Raw genomic sequence first — 18,350 nt, forward strand, 5'->3', positions numbered from 1 at the left:
CGCGGAACCACCCGTTCCGGTACGGTCGCCGCATGGCCCTGGACAGCCACCTCACTTTTACCCTGGCGTTGCACGGTGCGACCGCGCCTCCCGGAAGCGACGCGTGTCTCTCGCCGTACTCGGCGGCGAGCGCGCTCGGCCTCGCCCGTCTGGCCGCTCGCGGCCGCACCGCGGACGAACTCGGCGCGGTACTGGGCGACGACCAGGGCGGGCTGCTGCGCGCCGCGGCTGAGCTGGGCGACGACGTCCAGCTGGCCGTCGCGAACACGCTCTGGGCCGCGGACCGGATCACCGTCGAGGACAGCTTCCAAGCCGAACTCGTGCGCTGGCCCGGCGGCAAAGCCGAGACCGCGCCGTTCGAGACCGACCCCGAGGGCGCTCGCCTGCGGATCAATGCGGATGTGGACCAGACCACTCACGGGCTGATTCCGGAGCTGCTGCCCGAGGGCGCGATCCATTCATACACGCGCGCCAGCCTGGTCAACGCGCTCTACCTGAAGACCGCCTGGCGGCACCCGTTCCCCGAGGGGGCCACCGCGGACGCGGACTTCCACACGCCCGACGGCGTGCGCCCGGTGCCGACGATGCACCTGGACGAATCCGTCGGCTACGCGCACGAAAACGGCTGGCAGGTCGTCCGGCTGGCGGCCGAGGGCGGCGTCGAGACGGTGATCCTGCTCCCGGACGGCGACCTTGAGAGCGCCGAATCCGCGCTCGACGGACAGTCGCTGCGCGCGCTCGTGGAAAGCCCGAAGCAGCGCAAGATCCAGCTGTCACTGCCCAAGATCTCTCTCGACGTGCGTGCTGACCTCGAACGGGCGTTGCAGGGTCTCGGCGTGCGCGAGCTGTTCACCGACACCGCGGATCTGACCGGTCTCACGCCGGACCGTCCGCTGTGGGTGGACAGCATCCTGCACCAGGCTGTGCTCCGGCTGGACGAACAGGGCCTCGAAGGCGCGGCCGCCACCGCGGTCCAGATGCGCACGATGTCGCTCATCTCCGGCGAGCCGCTCAAGGTCCGGGTCGACCGGCCGTTCCTGCTGCTGGTGCGCCACGCCGAAACCGGCGCGGTGTACTTCTTCGCCCGGGTGGTGCGCCCCGCGTGAGCGTGTTCCGGCCCGAAGCAAACCCCGAAGCGAAACCCGAAGCACCGCCTCGCGAACCCGGCGCGATCGCGGTCGCCGCCGCCGAACCGCGGATGCGCCGGTCTTGGGCGGACGCCGGGATCATCGGCGCGTACCTGGCGTTCTCCGTGCTCCTGTTCGGCGGCTTGTGGGCCGACCTCGGCCAGGGCTACCTGTGGAACAGCGCGTCGGACCAGAACCTGTGGGAATGGTTCTTCGCGGTCACCGCGAAATCGGTGCAGCACCTGGAAAACCCGCTCACCAGCGGCCTGCAGAACTACCCGCTCGGCGTGAACATGATGGCCAACACGGCCATGCTGGGCGTCGGCGTCCCGCTCACCCCGATCACGCTCGCCTTCGGCCCGACCCTCACCTGGGCGATCGTGCTCACCGGCAGCCTCGCCGGCAGTGCCGCGGCCTGGTACTGGGTGCTGTCGCGGCACCTCGTGCGGCACCGGGTGGCCGCGGCGATCGGCGGCGCGTTCGCCGGTTTCGCGCCGCCGATGATCTCGCACGCCAACGCCCATCCGAACTTCGTCGCGTGGTTCCTGCTGCCGTTCATCGCGCTCAAGGTGATCCAGCTGGCGCAGGGCAAGCGCCCGGTGCGCAACGGGATCTGGCTCGGCGTGCTCACCGCGTACCAGATCTTCCTCGGCGAAGAGCCGTTGCTGATCTTCGCGCTCGGTTTCCTGATCTTCGCGGTCTCCTACTGCGTTTCGCGGCGTCGCGAGGTCAAGGCGATGGTGCGGCCGGTGCTGCTCGGCGGCGGCATCGCGGTGGTGCTGACGCTGGTGGTCGTCGCGTTCCCGTTGTGGTGGCAGTTCTTCGGCCCGGACAGCTACACCGGGCTGGAGCACGGCCAGGTCGGCAATGACACCGCCGCGATGACCCGGTTCGCGACCCAGTCGGTGTCCGGGCAGCCGGAGGCGGCGGCCGCGGTGTCGCTGAACCGCACCGAGGAGAACGCGTTCTTCGGCTGGCCGCTGATCGTGCTGATGGTCGTGGTCACGGCGTGGCTGTGGCGCGAGGTCGTGGCCCGTTCGCTGGCGATCTCGATGTTCCTGATGGCGTGGCTTTCGCTCGGTTCCGAGATCACCGTGCTGCACGAGAACACCGGCGTGCCCGGTCCGTGGAAACTGCTCGCGGACCTGCCGTTGTTCGAATCGCTGCTGGAATCGCGGCTGGCGATGGCGTGCGTGCCCGCGATCGGCGCGCTGCTGGCGATCGCGACCGATCGGGTGTTCCGCGCCGCGAGGAAGGGCGAACTGCAGCTGCCGGTGCGGCTGATCTGGCTCGGCGCGGTCGCGGCCGTCCTGCTGCCGATCGCGCCGACCCAGCTGCTCGTGCAGAAACGCCCGCCGACGCCCGCTTTCTTCGCCGACGGCACCTGGCAGACCTACGTCGCGCCCGGCGGCACCGTCGTGCCCGTGCCGCTGCCGAGTTCGGGGGAGTCGGAGCCGCTGCACTGGCAGATGGACGCCGGCCTGCGGTACGCGATGCCCGAGGGCTACTTCGTCGGACCGCAGGGCCCGGACGACAAACGCGGTCGCTACGGCTCCTACCAGCGGCCGACCTCGACGCTGTTCGACCGGGTCCGCGACTCCAAGCAAGCGCAGGAGATCACCGACGCCGACCGGGACCAGGCGATCGAGGACCTGCGCTACTGGAACGCCAGCGTGCTCGTGCTGATCCCGCGCGAGCACAGCGACGCCTACCGCGCCACCGTCGACCTCCTGCTGCGCAAACCCGCGCAGTTCGTGGACGGGGTGTGGATCTGGGATGTGCGCCCGATCACGGGACGCCGCTGACGCTGTCACATCTCGCGCGGCTGTCCCGTTCCTCCTCCGAACCACTCAGAAGGAGGACCCGACATGCCTCGTATCCCGGTCAAACGAGCCGCGGACGGCGGCCCGGTGCTCAAGCTGTTCTACCGGATCGCCGGCAAGCGGTACGGCGCGGTGCCGGAGCCGATGGCCGTCGCGGCGCACCACCGCGGGCTGCTGCGGACCAGCATGGTGCACGAGCTGATGGCGGAGAAGGCGTCCAAACACCTGCCCGCCAACGTGCGGGAACTCGCGGTCTACCGCGTCGCCACGCAGATCGGCTGCTCGTGGTGCGTCGACTTCGGCACCATGCTGCAGCGGCACGACGGCCTCGACATCGACCGGCTCAAGCACATCGACGAGTACGCGACGTCGCCGCTGTTCACCCGGCAGGAGCGGCTGGCGCTCGCGCTCGCGGACGCGATGTCCGGGCCGGCCGTCACGGTCACCGACGAGCAGATCGCCGAGCTGGCGGCCGAATTCGGCGAGAAGGGCGTCGTCGAGCTGACCTACCAGATCGGCCTGGAGAACTCGCGGGCGCGGATGAACAGCGCGCTCGGCATCCTCGACCAGGGCTTCACCTCGGGAGACGCCTGCCGGGTGCCGATCCCGTAACCCCTCGTGAGTGGTGATCACGGTTCTCACGGTGATCGCCACTCACGACTCCGGCCGGGTGATGCGGGTGAGCTTCTCCGGGTTGACCTGGTCGTAGACGCCGGCGATGCGCCCGTCGCGCACGCTGAACGTCTGCACACGCTCGTCCAGCGCGAGGTACCCGTCGACCGCCGGCAGCTGCGGCAGCCACAGGCCGAGGTCGCCGTTGACGAGCACCGGCCGCCCGTTCGCCATCGTGCCCGGCGCGTACTTCGCCAGCACCCCGAGCACGAAGCGCGCGACCTTGTCCGGCCCGGCGATCATCCGGCGGCTGGTGCGCGAGCGGCCGTTGGAATCGCCGATCATGACCACGTCCGGGTGCAGCAGTTCGGTGACCGCGCGGATGTCGCCGGCCAGCAGCGCGGTCACGAACTTCTCCAGCACCGGCTGCTGCCGCGCCAGGTCGAGCCGGGCGGGCGGGTCGGAGTCCTCGACCGCGCGGCGGCCGCGGGAGGCGTGCTGGCGGGCCGCCGCCGGGCCGCAGCCCAGGACGCCGGCGATCTCGGCGAACGGCACCGCGAAGGCGTCGTGCAGCACGAACGCCACGCGCTGCTCGGGCGTGAGCCGGTCGAGCACGACCATCGCGGCCATGCGCAGCCCGTCGTCGCGCACCGCGGCCTCAAGCGGATCCTCGCTCGCCGGCGCGCCGAGCGGCGTGACGATCGGCTCGGGCAGCCATTCGCCCACGTACTTCTCGCGCTGCACGGCCGCCGACCGCAGCCGGTCGAGGCAGATCCGGCCGACCACGGCGGTCAGCCAGCCGCGCAGGTCGCGGATCCCGGCGCGGCCCGCGTCGTCGAGCCCGGACAGCCGCAGCCAGGCCTCCTGCGTCGCGTCTTCGGCGTCCGCGCGGGTGCCGGTGAGCCGGTAGGCCGCTCTGATCAGGTGCGGCCGGTGAACGTCGAACTCGGCGGCGAACTCCTCCAGCGCGGTCGTGGTGCCCATGTCCCGAGTGTGCCGCACGGCGCGGCGGGAGGGAGAACTATTGTGGTCACCGTGGCTGGACTGATTCGGGAGAGCGATATCGCGGAGGTGCGTGAGCGCAACCGGATCGACGAGGTTGTGGGGGAGTACGTCGCGCTGCGCCGCGCTGGCGGGGGCAGCCTGAAGGGCCTGTGCCCGTTCCACAACGAGAAGACCCCGTCGTTCAACGTGCGCCCCACTCACGGGACTTTCCACTGCTTCGGCTGTGGCGAGGGCGGCGACGTCATCAAGTTCATTCAGAAGATCGACCTCGTGTCGTTCGTGGAGGCGGTCGAGCGGCTCGCCGACCGGGTCGGGATCCGGCTGACCTACGAGGGCGGCGGCGCGTCGGTGCAGCGCGACCGGGGCACCCGTGCCCGGCTGATCGAGGCGCACCGCGCGGCGGCCGAGTTCTACATCGAGCAGCTGGTCACCGACGAGGCGCGGGCGGCGCGGGACTTCCTGTCCGAGCGCGGTTTCGACGCCGCGGCGGCCAAGCAGTTCGGCTGCGGGTTCGCGCCCGGCGGCTGGGACAAGCTCACCAAGCACCTGCTCAACCGCGGGTTCGAGGTGAAGGAGCTGATCGCGTCCGGCCTGGCGAAGGAGGGCCAGCGCGGCCCGATGGACCGGTTCCACCGGCGGCTGGTGTGGCCGATCCGCGACGTCGGCAACGACGTGGTCGGCTTCGGCGCGCGGCGGCTGTTCGACGACGACCGGATCTCGGCGAAGTACCTCAACACCTCCGAAACGCAGATCTACAAGAAGTCGCAGGTCATGTTCGGCCTCGACCAGGCCAAACGGGAGATCGCGAAACGGCACCAGGTCGTGGTGGTCGAGGGCTACACCGACGTGATGGCGATGCACGCGGCGGGCGTGCCGACGGCGGTCGCGTCCTCGGGCACCGCGTTCGGCGAGGACCATATGAAGGTCCTGCGGCGGCTGATGATGGACGACGACGCCTTCCGCGGCGAAGTGATCTTCACCTTCGACGGCGACGAGGCGGGGCAGAAGGCGGCGCTCAAGGCGTTCGAGGGCGACCAGACGTTCGCCGGGCAGACCTACATCGCGGTCGCGCCGGACGGGATGGACCCGTGCGAGCTGCGGATCGCGAAGGGCGACGCCGCGGTGCGCGACCTGGTGGCCCGGCGCACGCCGCTGTTCGAGTTCGTGATCAAGAGCATGCTGAAGCAGTTCGACCTGGATTCGGTCGACGGGCAGGTCTCCGCGCTGCAGAAGACCGTGCCGATGGTCGCCGCGATCAAGGACCGGGCGAGCCGGGACGGGTACGCGTCGAAGCTCGCGTGGTGGGTCGGCTGGCAGGACGTCGCGCAGGTGGTCAACCGGGTGCGCGGCGCGGCCGGAGCGGCGGCCCGGCGCGGACCGGCCGAACCTCAGCCGCGGCGCGGCGCGGCGCGGCGGGAAACCCCCGCACCCGAACCGGAGAAGCAGGATCTGCCGCGTCCCGCGCCGAACGACCCCAGGTTCGCCGGGCAGCGCGAAGCGCTCAAGGCCGCGCTGCAGCAGCCCGCGATCGCCGGTCCGGAGTACGACTCGCTGCCGGAAGAGGCGTTCACGCATCCGGTGTACGTCGCGGTGCACCTGGCCGTGCTGAAGGCGGGCGGGGCGGCGTCCGGGCTCACCGGGCCCGCGCTGCTGGACGCCGCTTCGGCGCACTGCCCGGCTGGGACGGTCCGCCGCGTGCTCAGCGAACTGGCGGTGGAACCGTTGCGCGCCTTGGGAGAAGTGGACTCGCGCTACATCTCCGGCGTGCTCGCGGGCGTGCAGGAGAACCTGGTCGGCAGGCAGATCGGCGAGATCAAATCGAAGCTGCAGCGGCTGTCGCCGGTCGAGGCCCCGGACGACTACCGGGCCCTGTTCGGCGACCTGGTCGCGCTGGAGCAGTACCGGAAGTCGCTGCGCGAGCAGGCGGCGAGCGGGTGGGAGTGACGTGGGACTGCTGAACCGGTTCTTCGGCGGCGGCCTGCCCCCGGGATTCCCCGGCAAGCTGGCCGAGGGCGAGGATCCGGTGGCCGCGGCCGCCGTCGAGGGCGGCGGGCACCTGGTCGTGACGTCGCTGGGCCTGTGGATCCCGTCCGGCGACGGCACGACGCGGCGGGTCGGCTGGCACTTGGTGGGCAAGGCGACCTGGGGCGAGGGTGTGTTCGCGCTGACCGAATCGGAGGAGACCGGGCGGGCCGGCGCGGTCGCGGTGCTGGCCGACCGCGAGCCGGTGCGGTTCCGGCTGCCGCAGCCGGGGAAAGTGCCGCAGCAGGTGCGCCTGCGGGTCGACGGCTCGGTGCGGGGAAGGCACCGGCACGAGTTCCCCGAGGGCGGCGCGTGGTTCGTCCAGCGCAAGGTCCCCGGCCGCGACGGCGTGGAACTGCAGGTCCGTCCCGATCCGGGCACCGACCCGGCGCTGGTCGAGGCGGTCGCGGCAGAGGTCGCGGAGAAGCTGGCCAACCGCGGCGAGTAGCAGTACGCTCGTACTCAGTACGTCTGTACTGTTTACTGGCGGGAGGCTGCTCGTGTGGGACCCGGCGAAGTACCTCGACTACTCCGACCTGCGCGGCCGGCCGTTCTACGACCTGATCGGGCGAATCTCGGCGACTTCGCCCCGCCGGGTGGCCGACCTGGGCTGCGGCCCCGGCACCCTGACCCTCGACCTGGCTCTCCGCTGGCCCGACGCGGTCCTGGAGGCGATGGACAGCTCGCCGGAGATGGTCGCCGCCGCCCGGGAACGCGGGGTGGCCGCCGAGGTCGGCGACGTCCGGACGTGGACGCCGAAACCGGACACCGACGTGGTCGTCTCGAACGCGGTCCTGCAGTGGGTGCCCGGACACGAGGACCTGCTGCGCCGCTGGGCCTCGGAACTGCCCGCCGGAGCTGTGCTGGCGGTGCAGGTACCCGGCAATTTCTCGGCCCCTTCGCACGCCCTCACGCGTGCGCTGGCGGCCTCCCCGGCCTGGGCCTCGCGTCTCTCGCCGGTGTCCTTGCGGGCCGAAGACGCAGTCGGCGAACCCCGCGACTACGCGAACCTCCTCGCCGACGCCGGATGCCTGGTCGACGCGTGGGAAACGACGTACGTGCAACAACTTTCCGGCCCGCGCGCAGTCCTGGAGTGGATCACCGGAACCGCACTCCGTCCCGTCCGCGCCGCCCTGGGCGACGAGGACTGGGCCGCCTTCCAAGACGACCTCGCCCCGCTGCTGGACGAGGCCTACCCGCCACGCCCGGACGGCACCACCTGGTTCGCATTCCGGCGCATCTTCTTCGTCGCCAAGATCCCGGGCTGATGTCGTACTGGACCACGAACGTCGCCCGCCATCCGGGCATCCTCCGCGCCGTTCCCCGCGGCTGCTCGACCGCGCTCGACGTCGGCTGCGGAGACGGCCTGCTGGTGCGGAAACTGGCTCTCGTGGTGCCCGAGGTCAGCGGCATCGACAAGTCTGCGGAGATGGTCACGCAGGCTCGTTCGCGGTCCGGCGACACCTTCGTCGAGGGAGACTTTCTCTCCGCTGACCTCGGTACCTACGACTTCATCTGCTCAGCGGCCGCCATCCACCACCTGGATTTCGAAGCCGCCCTCACCCGGATGCGGGATATGCTGCGCCCAGGCGGCGCACTGGTGGTCGTCGGCCTGGCCCGCGACGCGAGCGCGACGGACTGGGCAGCGACGATCGCGGCCGCACCGATCGTGCGAACCGTGAAGACGGTCCGCCGCGCACACGGCCCGGCGGGCATGCCGACGGTGCAGCCGCGGATGAGCTACCGCGAGGTGCGCACCGCAGCGCGGCGGCTGCTGCCCGGAGTGCGCTACCGCCGACACGTGCTGCGCCGGTACTCGCTCACCTGGCAAAAACCGTCCTGAGCTGGGCTTGCTCAGCCGTTCCCGCGCCCGAACTTCTCGCCGAGCTTCGCCCGAGCCACCCCGGCGGCCCCCTGGACCATCGGATGGTCGGCCAGTTTGCGGTAGGTGCGCACGATCTGCTCGTACCGTCCCCGGCCGGCCTTGGTGCCCAGCACGTATCCCAGGCCCACGCCCAGCAGGAACTTCTTCATCAGCGGCCACACCTCTTTCTCACCAGGACTTCCGACTGTCCATTGTCCAACACAACCGGCTTCCGCGCGGGGCCGCCGCAAACCCACCCCCCTGTGCGGGGCGGGGAGGGCATGGGCTAAAGTTCTTCTCGTCAGCCCGGAGAGATCCGGACCGGCGAAGCACGATCCCCTGTAGCTCAACTGGCAGAGCATTCGGCTGTTAACCGGAGGGTTCTTGGTTCGAGTCCAAGCGGGGGAGCAAAGCCCAGGTCAGCGACCTGGGCTTTTGTGTTACCTGTGAGTAGGGGCGATTTAGTGTCGATTTTGACGGTCGTCTAACCGGTCGGCTGTCGAGGCCGTGGGTGGTTCGCTGCCGTTGCCGGTGGCAGTTCGGAGCCGCAGGACGGCGCCGCGTTGGCCGCTGTCGATCTTGGCGGGGGTGATCCCGCTCGATATGTCGATTCGTCGCTTGACTCGTGTGCGCAGTGCCTGTCGCGGTTTCGGGTTGCCGATCGGGCTCTGGGACTGTGTCCGGTGTGGGCGGACAGGTTGCTGCCGCGTGCGGTGTTCTCGACGTAATCTCTGTGCGGTCCAGGCGGGCGGCCGTAGAAGTTCGATGCGGTTGAGTCGACCAATGTGGCCGGTGGGGCGAAACGTCGCAGCGCTGAAAGATCATTGGCAGAGGCGTGATGAAGCCGCGGAGCGCGCGTCGCCTGGAGATTCTGCGGTCGGACGTCGGTGAACCGCGTTAGCTCAATTGCCCTCGGAAACTTCCTTTCCTGTGTTGATGGGAATGGTGAATGAAATATTGGAATGCATTATTCGAGAAACCGTCAGAAGCAGTTAGACGCAGTGTGTCCGGCGAGTTGTTCAGCGGGGCGCGCGTGTTGCTGCACTGCTCGTTAGCCGGATGTTCCTGACCTGCGGGAACGGTGCGGATGACTCCTCGCTGCCAGTATCGCCTACGCGGTCTCTGACCTGCGGTTTTGTAGAACCGCTGGACGGGTGGTGCAGTTGGCTGCCGTTGAGTGCGATTCACCGCTGATCGCTGCCGGTGGGGCACGGCGCTGCTCCAGGTCTGTTCGCGTGAATGTGTTTGGTGCGAGTGTGTTCGTCGTCGGGTGGAAGCATGGTGAGCGCGTGCGACGTCGCCAGATGATTTGTGACACATTCCAGTGTTGTGGCGCGTGGAGGGGAAGGCGGGTCCCCTCGCTCGTCGCGACCGGCCAGCCCCAGCAGCCCTGCCTCGCCCGATGGCTCCTGCTCACCGCGGCGCTGTTCGCGATCAGCGGTCGCCTGCGCCGTCCGTCTCGGCCACGAACGCGACTGGAGGACTCGCAGCCGGAAGAGGCCCAACGCCGACGTACCGCCGAACGAACCACCTGGGAACGCGTCACACCAGCGGCGGCGCGTCCGCACGCTCTGGGTGCACCCGGGCAGTCCGAGGAGGCTCCATGACCCGGCACGCCGAAACTGTCGCGGCCGCCAGCCGGACGGCGACCGCGGCAACGCGCGGTCTCGATTCCCAGCGCCCCTGTGCCGTCCTGCAGGTGCGGCCCGGCGAGGGCATGGCCCACGCCTTGGACCGCTATCTGGCCAGCGGTTACGACATCGAGAGCGCCGCCGACGGCTGGGTGCTGTTGCGCAGCCCCCGCGGCCGCGTCGCTCTCACCACCGGTCAACCGCCGCGTCCACCGTGAAATGCCGAACCACCGCAGACTGAACGCACGGTGGCCCGCACTCGTGGAGAGTACGGGCCACCGTGACGGTGCTGCGGAGTGTCACGCGATCTTGAGTTTGCGGGCCAGCCGTTCCGGTTTCGGCCACCGGACCTGGGACGCCCAGCCGAGTTTCTCGAACGCCCAGATGACGCGGGCTGAAATATCGAGCTGTCCGCGTCGCACCCCATGGCGGGCTCCGGTGGGGTCGGCGTGGTGGGAGTTGTGCCAGGACTCGCCGAAGGACAGGATCGCCAGCGGCCAGAAGTTCGCCGACTTGTCCCGCGCCTCGAACGGCCGGTGACCGATCATGTGGCAGAGCGAGTTGACCGACCAGGTCACGTGGTGCAGTGCGACGACTCGCACCAGGCCGGCCCAGAAGAATCCGGTCAGCGCGCCCCACCACGACATCGTGATCAGACCGCCTAGCAGTCCGGTCCCTGCCGATGTCGAGAGTCGCGGTGCTGCTCGGCCGGACCACTTCGGACCTGACCACCAGCGTCGTCAGCCTGCTCATCACCAGTCTGTGCGGGCTGGCCATCGGCTGGCGCATCCGCGGCAACCCGCTCGACGCCGTGCTCGCCTACCTGCTCATCCTGCTGTTCGCGTTCGCCATGTCCTGGGTCGGCGCCTTCATCGGACTGGTCTCCCGCAGCGTCGAAGTCGCCCAGAGCCTCGGCCTGATCTGGCTGTTCCCGGCCACCTTCATCTCCGCGGGCTTCGTCTCCGTGGCCGCCCTGCCGGAGCCCCTCGCCACGATCGCGGAATGGAACCCCATCACCGCGCTCGCCAACGCCGCCCGCCGCCTCTTCGCCAACCCCGCCCCGGCCGCCGTGGCCCAACCCCACAGCTGGCCCGCCGAAAACGCCATCCTCTACTCGGCCCTGTGCTCACTCGGTCTCATCGCCCTGTTCCTGAGCCTCGCCGTCGCGCGCTACCGCCGCGTCGCGAGTCGATAGGTCAGATCGGCGACGAGCAATGTGGTCTGCGGAAGGCCTCGCGGCCGCCGAGCCAACGAATCGGCCGGCAGGACAGCGACCGGTCGCCGCACTCTGGAAGAGGCCGCCGCGGCGCTCTGTCCCTGATGATTGCTCAACGCACCAGGCCGACCGGATCGGGCTCGCCGCCCGTTCGTCAACGCCCTTGCCGCCTGCGGCCACCGACCTGAAGCGATCATGCAGCCCCGTAGCGGCTCTGCCGATGGCCCGTTCAACGGCAAGCCACTAGGTACGTGTCTCAAAGTCGTAGCCACTCGTTGATCGCGGCGACGTGAACGGCTGCCTCGTAGCGGAGGGCGAGCTTGTCATGTCTCGTGGCCGCGGCGCGGTTGCGTTTGAGCCGGTCGATGCCGCACTCGACAGCGTGGCGCCGCTGGTAGATCTCTGGCTCGAACATCGGTGGCCGGCCACCGACGCGTCCCTTGGCCTTGCGGCGGCGCACCTGGTCGACCTTCTCCTGGATCGTGCACCGAACACCGCGACTGCGCAGGTAAGCACGGTTGGCTCGTGAGCCGTAGGCTTTGTCTGCCGGCACACGATCCGGCCGAGTCCGCGTCCGACCACGGCCGGGGCGGTCCACGCGAATACGACCCAGCACGACCTGAAACTGCGGCGAGTCCCCGCGCTGGCCCGCGGTAACCACCAGGGACAGCGGTTTCTGCTCCTGCTTGGTGGCCAGGTGCAGCTTGGTGGTCCATCCGCCCCGCGATCGCCCCTGCGCATGATCAGCCGGCTCCGGATTTCCCGCCCCGGTCGGGAGTTCTTTCTGAGCATCCCCCTTTTCGGCGCACCAGCCGCATGCCGGTGCGCGCGGGCGACGGTCGAGTCCACACTGACGTTCCGGGTGATCAACTCCGCAGCGTCGGCACGGGCCTGCAACTGAGACAGGACGGCCGCCCAGATCCCGGCCCGTTGCCACCGCCGGAACAACCCGTACACCGCCTGCCAGGACCCATGGGCCGGCGGGACGTCTTGCGTCGGTCAGGTCTGCCCGCCCCGCCGCCGCTACGCTGGCCACGAGGTCTCCGGTGTTCTCGATCGTCTTGGTCGATGATCGATCTACCGGAGACCTCACCTATCTGATCAACGACACGCCGACGACGACCTCACACAGAGATCTCGGCTGGTCAACACTTCGCGACACGCCCTGGCCCCGTTCACCCGAAAGCTGTTGAGGTGATGGGTTGCGCGGTGCGGTACAGATACGGCAGAGGAATCGTTGCGAACAGGCAGTCCGACGTTCATCAGGGCAGTGCGTGCTGCCAGTTCGCCGACATGCTCAACTCGGTCAAGCTCTCCGGTCGACGTCGGACGGCTCCGACTGCCTGCCTCCGCCCACGAACTGATGCTGGCTCTCTTGTATGCCGCCGGACAGAACCAGGACCCCTGCCTCTCTCAGTAGCTCTCGTTGACCGCGCGTCTGTTTCACTGTCAGCGCCATCNTTGCGTCTGCCGGACGGTCCATCGCGCCATCGCGGTCCGGAAACACAACCGCGGGGATCGGCCAAGCGAGAGAGAAGCGCAATCGCTTCGTTGCCCGGGCATCCGGTATTCCGAGAGGCTGCGCGCGGAACTGCTGGACCGCACGCTGATCTGGAACCAGACCCACCTCCGGCACGCGCTGCGCGAGTACGAGCGGCACTGTAACCCGCACCGAACCCACCGATCGCTTGGCCGCTGCGGCACCTCTGCGAGCCCGGCCCCGGCCTCGTGAACCCGATCGGATCGACCGCCTCGCGATCCGCCGACGGGACCGTCTCGGCGGAGTCGTTCATGAGTATCGGAACGCGGCTTTACCTGCATGGAGGTGGTTTTCGGCACACCCGGAACCTCGGCGCGGACGTGCCGCTCTGGGCGACCAGCACGCGTTGGCTGAAGCAGCCTGACCGGTGAGGGAGGGCGTCAGTGCGGCCGGACCGGGACGGCCGGGAGTTCCTCCTGCAATTCCGGATGCGCGGTGAACGCGGCGACCTGCAGTTGCGCCACCAGTCGTTGAGCTGGGTCGTCGAGGTCGACGCCGAAGATGTCGCGGATGCGGGTGAGCCGGTACTTGAGCGTGTTGCGGTGCACGTACACCGCACGGCCGGCGGCGGTGAGGTCGCCGCCTGCGTCGAAGAACGCGCGCAGGCTCGCCAGGTGTTCGGTGCCGCAGTCGCGGTCGCTGACCACCATGCCCGCGAGGCCGCCCTGCAGCAGGCGCGGCCGTTCGAGCAGGATTTCGGTGATCTCGGAAAGGATCGCGTCGGCGACGGAGTCGTCGAAGGCGAGCACCCGGCGCGATTCGTCCAGCAGCGGCAGGTCGAGCAGCCGGTCGACGGCGCGGCGGGCCTCGGCGAGCTGGGCCGCGGAGCCGAGTTCGCCGCTGATCGCCGCGCGCACGCCGAGGTGCAGCTTCCGGTGTGCCTGTCCGGTGATTTCCCTGGCGAGCCGGGCCGGTTCGGCGGGCGTGCGGTCGTCGACCGGGAACGTGGCGTAGATGAGCCCGTCGCACGAGGTGACCGCGCCGCGCCGGCGCGAGGCTCCCACGCGCAGCGCGACGAGGTCTTCGAGCGGGCGGAGCTCGGGTGCGGCGGGCGGCGGCGAGCCGGGCCGGTCCGGGACGAACGCGACGAGCCGGAAGCACACGCCGTCGAGGCCGAGGCGGCTTTGCACGGTGGCGGCGTTGGCCCGGCCGGCCAGTGCGTTGCGGAGCAGGTCGCTGCGCAGCCGCCGGTCGAGGTCCTCGCTCATCCGGGACCGCAGCAGCTGCAGGGCGGCGACGCGGGCGGTTTCGGCGAGCAGGTCGGCGGAATGCTGGTCGAGCCGGTGCTTGGACTCGGCGACCCAGAGGTAGCCGAGGATGTCGCTGCCGCCGCGGATGGCGGTGACGAGCCGGGTCGCGCCGTCCGGCGGCACCACCCGCACCGGGGTGAGGCTCTGCCGTACGCGTGGCAGGATCCCGGTGGACTCGCACCAGTCCATGAACTCGCGCGGCGGCCTGCGGTGCAGGATCGAGTGCTCGCGGATCTCGTCGATCGGGTCGTCGAGGCTGGAGAAGGCGATCACTTCCATGCGGTCGTCGTCGATGATGACCGGGCCTTCGAGCATCGCGGCCGCGGAGTTGGCGAGCGCGAACAGGTCGCCGAACGGGACGCCGCGTTCGTCGGGAGCGCCGGCCGCGGCCGACGCGATAGAGGTGCGGGCGAGCGAATGCAGCTGGTCCCACGACATTTCCGGTGAGATCGCGAGCACGGTGGCTCCGTGCGTCTCGCTCAGCGCGCGGATCCGGGCCCGCTCGGCGTCGTCGTGAACCTTGAACGCGAGCACGGTGTCCGGGCGGACCCGCGCGAGCAGGCGTTCGGCGTCCGGGTCGGCCGCGCGCAGGCCGATGCCGAGCACGAGGTCGCCCGGGTTGATCTGCACCGCGGTGCTCGTGTCGTGGATGAGCACGGCCACGACCGGGAGGTCGAGGCCTGCCGGGGAGTGCACCACGTCGACGAACTCCCCGCCGACGAGCCCGAGGAACGTGTCCAGGGTGAGTCCTGCCATGCGGATGCCTCCCTCCGGGCGGCTCAGCGCGCGCCGGGCGCCCCTGCGGCACCGGCGGCGGCCGAAGAGGTCCCGGCATTGTCCGCCATGGACGGCGTCCCGGTAAATGCCGCGAAGAGGTACGCGTAGACGCCGACCGCCGTGACCAGGGCGTCGACCTCGACGTATTCGTCCACCGCGTGCGCCACCGCGAGGTCGCCGGGGCCGAACACCACCGACGGGATGGCGAGCTGGTTGCGCATGAACCGGGCATCGGTCGTGAAGGGCAGCCCGGTCGTGCCGGGCGCGCGGCCGGTCATCGCGGTGCACGCCGCCGCGACGAACTCCACGAACGGATGGCCCTCGGCGATTTCGGACGGTTCGCAGAAGGTGTCGACCCGCAGTTCGTAGTCGGTGCCGCGGGCGAGGCCGAGCGAGGCGATCCGGTCGACGATGCCCTGTTCGGTCATCGCCAGGGTCTCGCCCGGCAGGACCCGCCGGTCGATCTCCAGCCGGCACTCCTCGGGCACCACGTTCGGCCCGCTGCCGCCGCGGATCGTGCCGACGTTGCAGGTGGTCCTGCCGAGCAGCGGATGCGGATTCTGCGGGAACTCGTTGTCGTGCAGCACCTGCGCGATCGCGGCCGCGGAGATGATCGCGCTGCGGCCCTTGGCCGGTTCGCTGCCGTGCGCGGGCACGCCGTTCGTGGCGACGGTCGCGAACATCAGTCCCCGTTCGGCCAGGCACAGCCGCAGTCCGGTGGGTTCGGGGTCCAGGCAGGCGTCGGCGTGCACGAGGTCCCGCGCGACGAGGGCCGCGGTGCCTTGTGCGCCGCCCAGCTCCTCGTCGGCCACGAGGTGGAACACCAGCTCGCAGGGCAGTTCGAGACCGAGCGAACGGCACACCTGCAACGCGGTGAGGGCGGCGGCGACACCGCCCTTCATGTCCGCGGACCCGCGGCCGTAGAGGCGGCCGTCTGTCACCTGGCCGCCGAACGGTTCGTGCCGCCAGGCGTCCGGCCGCACCGGGACGGTGTCGAGGTGCCCGTTGACCAGCAGGACTGGCGCCCCCGGCCGTGCGCCTGCGGTCAGCAGGAGATTCTGCCGTCCGGGCGCGGTTTCCACGACGGCCGCGTCGAGCCCGAGGTCGGGCGCCCGTTCGCGCAGGTGCCCGACGATCTCGCTTTCCCGCCCCGGCGGATTCTCCGAGCGGATGCGCACCAGGTCCCGGGTGAGGCCGACGACGGCCTCGACGTCGACTGCCGCGCGGATCTGCCGGACGAGGTCGGCGCGGTTCATCGAAGGTCCTTCCGGTCGTCGTGGTCGAGGAATCCGGCGTCGGCGAGGCGGTCGAGGAACCGGTCCAGCCGCGGGTTCGCCGCCAGCGGACCGGCGAGCTGTCCGCGCGCGGACGCGAGGTCGCCGGAACGGGCCAGCAGCACGCCGCGCCAGAACTCCGCCTCGGGATTGCCGTCCAGTACCCGCGCCGCGCCGGCGAGTGCGGCGAGGGCGCGGTCCCGGTCGCCGGGCTCGGGCTCGTTGTAAGGGCCGACCATCAGGCCGGGAGCGAACATCGTGCCGGAGACGGCGTCGAACGCCCGACGGCAGGCGAGCAGCCGGCGCAGCTCCGCCACCGGAGCGGGATGGTCTTCCACCCGCAGGTCGATCGGTTTGTGCTGCCACGGCCGCGCCGTGCGGGCTCCGTCGACCACCAGCAGCGCCGCGCCCTGGCTGCCGCGGATGTCGCCGCCCGCGTGTTCGGCAGCTTCCAGAGCTCGCACGAGCCGTTCGGCCAGATCGCCTTCGCCGCGGTGCCAGGCCGCGAGCATCGCGGGCAGGACGCCGTCGTGGTCGAGCATGTTGCCCTGCACGCTGACCGGTCCGTCGATGAGGTGACCCGCCGACGCGATGCACGCCTGCCCGGTCCACGCCGCCGCGTCGCCCTCCGCGCCGACGAGAGCGACCTGGCGGACGTCGGGATGGTCGTCGCCGCGCAGCAGCTGGTCGAGCGCGGCGGCCGCGGGGACGCCGCCGTCCAGCAGGTTCAGGCCGTGCGCGCCGTAGCGGCCGTCCACGAACGCCTGGGTGGCGATCGCGCCGACGCCGGGCGCCGCCCAGGTCACCGACGCTCCGGGCGCGAAGAAATGCGATTGGCAGGCGACCCCGAGCTGGCCGGTGCTCTCGTCCCTGGCCACGATGGAGTACGTCATCGGCCCTCCTCGACCGCGGCGTGGAATTCCCTTGCCGCGGCGGCGGTTCCGGCGGGGTCCTCCAGCATCGGCAGGTGCCCGATCCCGTCCAGCACCCGCACTTCCGTGTGCAATCCGGCGGCCAGCTCCCGCGCCCGGGCCGGCGGGCAGGTCGGGTCGTGGCTGCCGACGAACACCCGCCCGGGCGGGGGAGCGGCGGCCACGACCGCCGCGGCCGGACGGGAATCGGCCTCGCCGAACGTGCTGCGCAGCACCCGCACCACGGTGTCCAGCCCGCGGTCGCCGTCGCGTCCGCCGGAGGCGAGTTCCACGAGCCGCCCGGCGGCGTCCGCCCGGGATTTCGGGCCGAGGATTTCCCCGCCGTGGCGGGCAAACCAGGCCCGGACGCCGAGTTCCCGCAGGCCTGCCTCGGCCTCGTCGAGCAGGTCCGGTCCCCAGCTCACCCGCAGGGCCGCACCGAAGGCGGCGATGCTGGCCACCCGGTCCGGTGCCGCCGCGGCCAGTTCCATTGCCACCGCGCCGCCGATCGATCCGCACACCAGATGCGCCCGGCCGACCCCCGCCGCGTCGAGCACGGACAGCGCGTCGGCAGCGTAGTCGGCCGGGAGGTACGGCCCGCCGGGTTCGGACCGGCCGTGCGCGCGGTAGTCCACCGCGAGCGCACGGCGCGCGCCGCCGAGCGCGGCGGCCACGTCGGTCCATACCTCGGCGGCGGTGTTCACCGGGTGCAGGAACAAAACCGGGGTGCCGGGCCCCGGCCGGTCCAGATAGGACAGTTCGCCGGAGCGGCCGCGGGCGGACCGGCGTGCGTGCTGCGTCATCGCCCTCGTTCTCCTGAGGCCCGTTCAGGCTTCCTGCGGGAAGCGGGGAAGATCCGGCGACGCGATCGGGGAGGCGTGGAAGTGCCAGATCTTCCACACCTGGTTGCCCTTGCCGTCGTCGCGCCGGTACACCTCGGTCACCCGGAACACCAGCGGTTCGGGGTCGGGTTCGAGGACGCCGGTGCCCTTGTCGCCGCTGACCTGCGCGCTCCAGTACGTGGTCAGGTACGCCAGGTCGCCCTCGGCGTGGACCTTCGGCTCTTCGACGATCTTCATGTCCGACAGGTTGAACCCGATCTGGTGCAGGCCCTCCCACAGCTTGGCCTTCTCCGCCGGGCCCTGGTACTCGTGGCCGTTGAGGTTGAACTGCAGGTAGCCCGGATCAGCGAAGTTCGGGTACATCTTCTCGATCACGAGATCGTTGTTCGACTCGAGCCAGGCGTGGTGCACCGCCAGGATCTCCTTGATGTCGTTCTCGTTGCCTGCCATCGCTTT

Annotated in this window: 16 protein-coding genes, 1 tRNA gene and 2 pseudogenes; 10 read left to right on the forward strand and 9 right to left on the reverse strand. The window is 70.5% G+C overall.

Annotated elements, in window-relative coordinates; translation table 11 throughout:
* Positions 1–32 precede the first annotated feature (32 nt).
* The 3 genes from A4R44_RS26810 to A4R44_RS26820 all read left to right on the forward strand — a co-directional run bounded on the left by A4R44_RS26810 (position 33) and on the right by A4R44_RS26820 (position 3,562).
* Complete coding sequence (locus tag A4R44_RS26810; RefSeq protein WP_067586429.1) at positions 33–1,106, forward strand: serpin family protein; 1,074 nt, start codon at positions 33–35, stop codon at positions 1,104–1,106.
* A gap of 92 nt (positions 1,107–1,198) precedes the next feature.
* Positions 1,199–2,932, forward strand: coding sequence for a glycosyl transferase (locus tag A4R44_RS26815; protein WP_237439840.1), 1,734 nt, complete (start codon positions 1,199–1,201; stop codon positions 2,930–2,932).
* A 63-nt stretch (positions 2,933–2,995) separates the two neighbouring features.
* Positions 2,996–3,562, forward strand: a complete 567-nt coding sequence (locus tag A4R44_RS26820) for a carboxymuconolactone decarboxylase family protein (RefSeq protein ID WP_067586432.1) — start codon at positions 2,996–2,998, stop codon at positions 3,560–3,562.
* Between the two features lie 42 nt (positions 3,563–3,604).
* Here the strand turns inward: A4R44_RS26820 and A4R44_RS26825 are convergent, their stop codons facing one another.
* On the reverse strand, positions 3,605–4,546 hold the full coding sequence (locus A4R44_RS26825) for a sigma-70 family RNA polymerase sigma factor (protein WP_067586435.1): 942 nt from the start codon (positions 4,544–4,546) through the stop codon (positions 3,605–3,607).
* A 51-nt stretch (positions 4,547–4,597) separates the two neighbouring features.
* Between A4R44_RS26825 and dnaG the strand changes: the two genes are divergently transcribed.
* The 4 genes from dnaG to A4R44_RS26845 are packed head-to-tail and all read left to right on the forward strand — an operon-like array spanning position 4,598 to position 8,432.
* Positions 4,598–6,511, forward strand: a complete 1,914-nt coding sequence (gene dnaG, locus A4R44_RS26830; RefSeq protein ID WP_067586597.1) for a DNA primase — start codon at positions 4,598–4,600, stop codon at positions 6,509–6,511.
* Between the two features lies 1 nt (position 6,512).
* On the forward strand, positions 6,513–7,037 hold the full coding sequence (locus A4R44_RS26835; RefSeq protein ID WP_067586438.1) for a hypothetical protein: 525 nt from the start codon (positions 6,513–6,515) through the stop codon (positions 7,035–7,037).
* 52 nt (positions 7,038–7,089) lie between these two features.
* The gene (locus A4R44_RS26840; protein ID WP_067586441.1) at positions 7,090–7,857 is read left to right on the forward strand and encodes a trans-aconitate 2-methyltransferase; all 768 of its coding nucleotides are present in this window, start codon (positions 7,090–7,092) and stop codon (positions 7,855–7,857) included.
* Positions 7,857–8,432, forward strand: a complete 576-nt coding sequence (locus A4R44_RS26845) for a trans-aconitate 2-methyltransferase (protein WP_067586444.1) — start codon at positions 7,857–7,859, stop codon at positions 8,430–8,432. The genes A4R44_RS26840 and A4R44_RS26845 overlap by 1 nt, the downstream gene beginning before the upstream one ends.
* 11 nt (positions 8,433–8,443) lie before the next feature.
* Here the strand turns inward: A4R44_RS26845 and A4R44_RS26850 are convergent, their stop codons facing one another.
* The gene (locus tag A4R44_RS26850; protein WP_067586600.1) at positions 8,444–8,623 is read right to left on the reverse strand and encodes a hypothetical protein; all 180 of its coding nucleotides are present in this window, start codon (positions 8,621–8,623) and stop codon (positions 8,444–8,446) included.
* 165 nt (positions 8,624–8,788) lie between these two features.
* Here A4R44_RS26850 and A4R44_RS26855 point away from each other — a divergent pair.
* Together A4R44_RS26855 and A4R44_RS26860 are read left to right on the forward strand one after the other, a co-directional pair.
* A tRNA-Asn gene (locus A4R44_RS26855) sits at positions 8,789–8,861 on the forward strand.
* Positions 8,862–10,056: 1,195 nt separating this feature from the next.
* Positions 10,057–10,302 carry a hypothetical protein gene (locus A4R44_RS26860; protein WP_067586447.1) on the forward strand — a complete coding sequence of 82 codons (246 nt, stop codon included), beginning with the start codon at positions 10,057–10,059 and terminating at the stop codon, positions 10,300–10,302.
* An 81-nt stretch (positions 10,303–10,383) separates the two neighbouring features.
* Here A4R44_RS26860 and A4R44_RS26865 read toward each other — a convergent pair.
* Positions 10,384–10,752 (reverse strand): annotated as a pseudogene (locus A4R44_RS26865) (fatty acid desaturase); the annotation flags it as partial.
* Positions 10,753–10,754: 2 nt separating this feature from the next.
* Here A4R44_RS26865 and A4R44_RS26870 point away from each other — a divergent pair.
* A pseudogene (locus A4R44_RS26870) lies at positions 10,755–11,279 on the forward strand (ABC transporter permease); the annotation flags it as partial.
* Between the two features lie 277 nt (positions 11,280–11,556).
* On the opposite strand, the gene A4R44_RS46200 reads toward A4R44_RS26870, so the two are convergent.
* The 6 genes from A4R44_RS46200 to A4R44_RS26905 form a co-directional block, all read right to left on the reverse strand.
* On the reverse strand, positions 11,557–12,393 hold the full coding sequence (locus A4R44_RS46200) for an IS5 family transposase (protein WP_338080300.1): 837 nt from the start codon (positions 12,391–12,393) through the stop codon (positions 11,557–11,559).
* Positions 12,394–13,220: 827 nt separating this feature from the next.
* Positions 13,221–14,846 (reverse strand): CdaR family transcriptional regulator, encoded by a 1,626-nt coding sequence (locus A4R44_RS26885; RefSeq protein ID WP_067586453.1) that lies wholly within the window; start codon positions 14,844–14,846, stop codon positions 13,221–13,223.
* A 23-nt stretch (positions 14,847–14,869) separates the two neighbouring features.
* A complete protein-coding gene (locus A4R44_RS26890) occupies positions 14,870–16,123 on the reverse strand; it encodes a M20 family metallopeptidase (RefSeq protein ID WP_067586456.1) in 1,254 nt (417 codons plus the stop codon).
* Positions 16,120–17,034 carry a DUF1028 domain-containing protein gene (locus A4R44_RS26895; RefSeq protein ID WP_067586458.1) on the reverse strand — a complete coding sequence of 305 codons (915 nt, stop codon included), beginning with the start codon at positions 17,032–17,034 and terminating at the stop codon, positions 16,120–16,122. Before A4R44_RS26895 ends, A4R44_RS26890 begins: the two co-directional genes overlap by 4 nt.
* Positions 17,031–17,855, reverse strand: a complete 825-nt coding sequence (locus A4R44_RS26900; protein ID WP_067586461.1) for an alpha/beta fold hydrolase — start codon at positions 17,853–17,855, stop codon at positions 17,031–17,033. The genes A4R44_RS26895 and A4R44_RS26900 overlap by 4 nt, the downstream gene beginning before the upstream one ends.
* Positions 17,856–17,879: 24 nt before the next feature.
* Entirely contained in the window at positions 17,880–18,344 is a 465-nt protein-coding gene (locus A4R44_RS26905) for a nuclear transport factor 2 family protein (RefSeq protein WP_067586464.1), read from the reverse strand.
* Positions 18,345–18,350 lie beyond the last annotated feature (6 nt).

This window comes from Amycolatopsis sp. M39, assembly GCF_001651785.1.
Taxonomy (GTDB): domain Bacteria; phylum Actinomycetota; class Actinomycetes; order Mycobacteriales; family Pseudonocardiaceae; genus Amycolatopsis; species Amycolatopsis rubida.

Excerpts from the sequence above, each read along its gene's own strand:
- A4R44_RS26825 (WP_067586435.1), bottom strand. The coding sequence starts at position 4,546 with ATGGGCACCACGACCGCGCTGGAGGAGTTCGCCGCCGAGTTCGACGTT.
- A4R44_RS26900 (WP_067586461.1), bottom strand. The coding sequence starts at position 17,855 with ATGACGCAGCACGCACGCCGGTCCGCCCGCGGCCGCTCCGGCGAACTG.
- A4R44_RS26905 (WP_067586464.1), bottom strand. The coding sequence starts at position 18,344 with ATGGCAGGCAACGAGAACGACATCAAGGAGATCCTGGCGGTGCACCAC.
- A4R44_RS26815 (WP_237439840.1), top strand. The coding sequence starts at position 1,199 with ATGCGCCGGTCTTGGGCGGACGCCGGGATCATCGGCGCGTACCTGGCG.
- A4R44_RS26810 (WP_067586429.1), top strand. The coding sequence starts at position 33 with ATGGCCCTGGACAGCCACCTCACTTTTACCCTGGCGTTGCACGGTGCG.
- A4R44_RS26820 (WP_067586432.1), top strand. The coding sequence starts at position 2,996 with ATGCCTCGTATCCCGGTCAAACGAGCCGCGGACGGCGGCCCGGTGCTC.
- A4R44_RS26860 (WP_067586447.1), top strand. The coding sequence starts at position 10,057 with ATGACCCGGCACGCCGAAACTGTCGCGGCCGCCAGCCGGACGGCGACC.
- A4R44_RS26890 (WP_067586456.1), bottom strand. The coding sequence starts at position 16,123 with ATGAACCGCGCCGACCTCGTCCGGCAGATCCGCGCGGCAGTCGACGTC.
- A4R44_RS26895 (WP_067586458.1), bottom strand. The coding sequence starts at position 17,034 with ATGACGTACTCCATCGTGGCCAGGGACGAGAGCACCGGCCAGCTCGGG.
- A4R44_RS26850 (WP_067586600.1), bottom strand. The coding sequence starts at position 8,623 with ATGAAGAAGTTCCTGCTGGGCGTGGGCCTGGGATACGTGCTGGGCACC.
- A4R44_RS26845 (WP_067586444.1), top strand. The coding sequence starts at position 7,857 with ATGTCGTACTGGACCACGAACGTCGCCCGCCATCCGGGCATCCTCCGC.
- A4R44_RS26885 (WP_067586453.1), bottom strand. The coding sequence starts at position 14,846 with ATGGCAGGACTCACCCTGGACACGTTCCTCGGGCTCGTCGGCGGGGAG.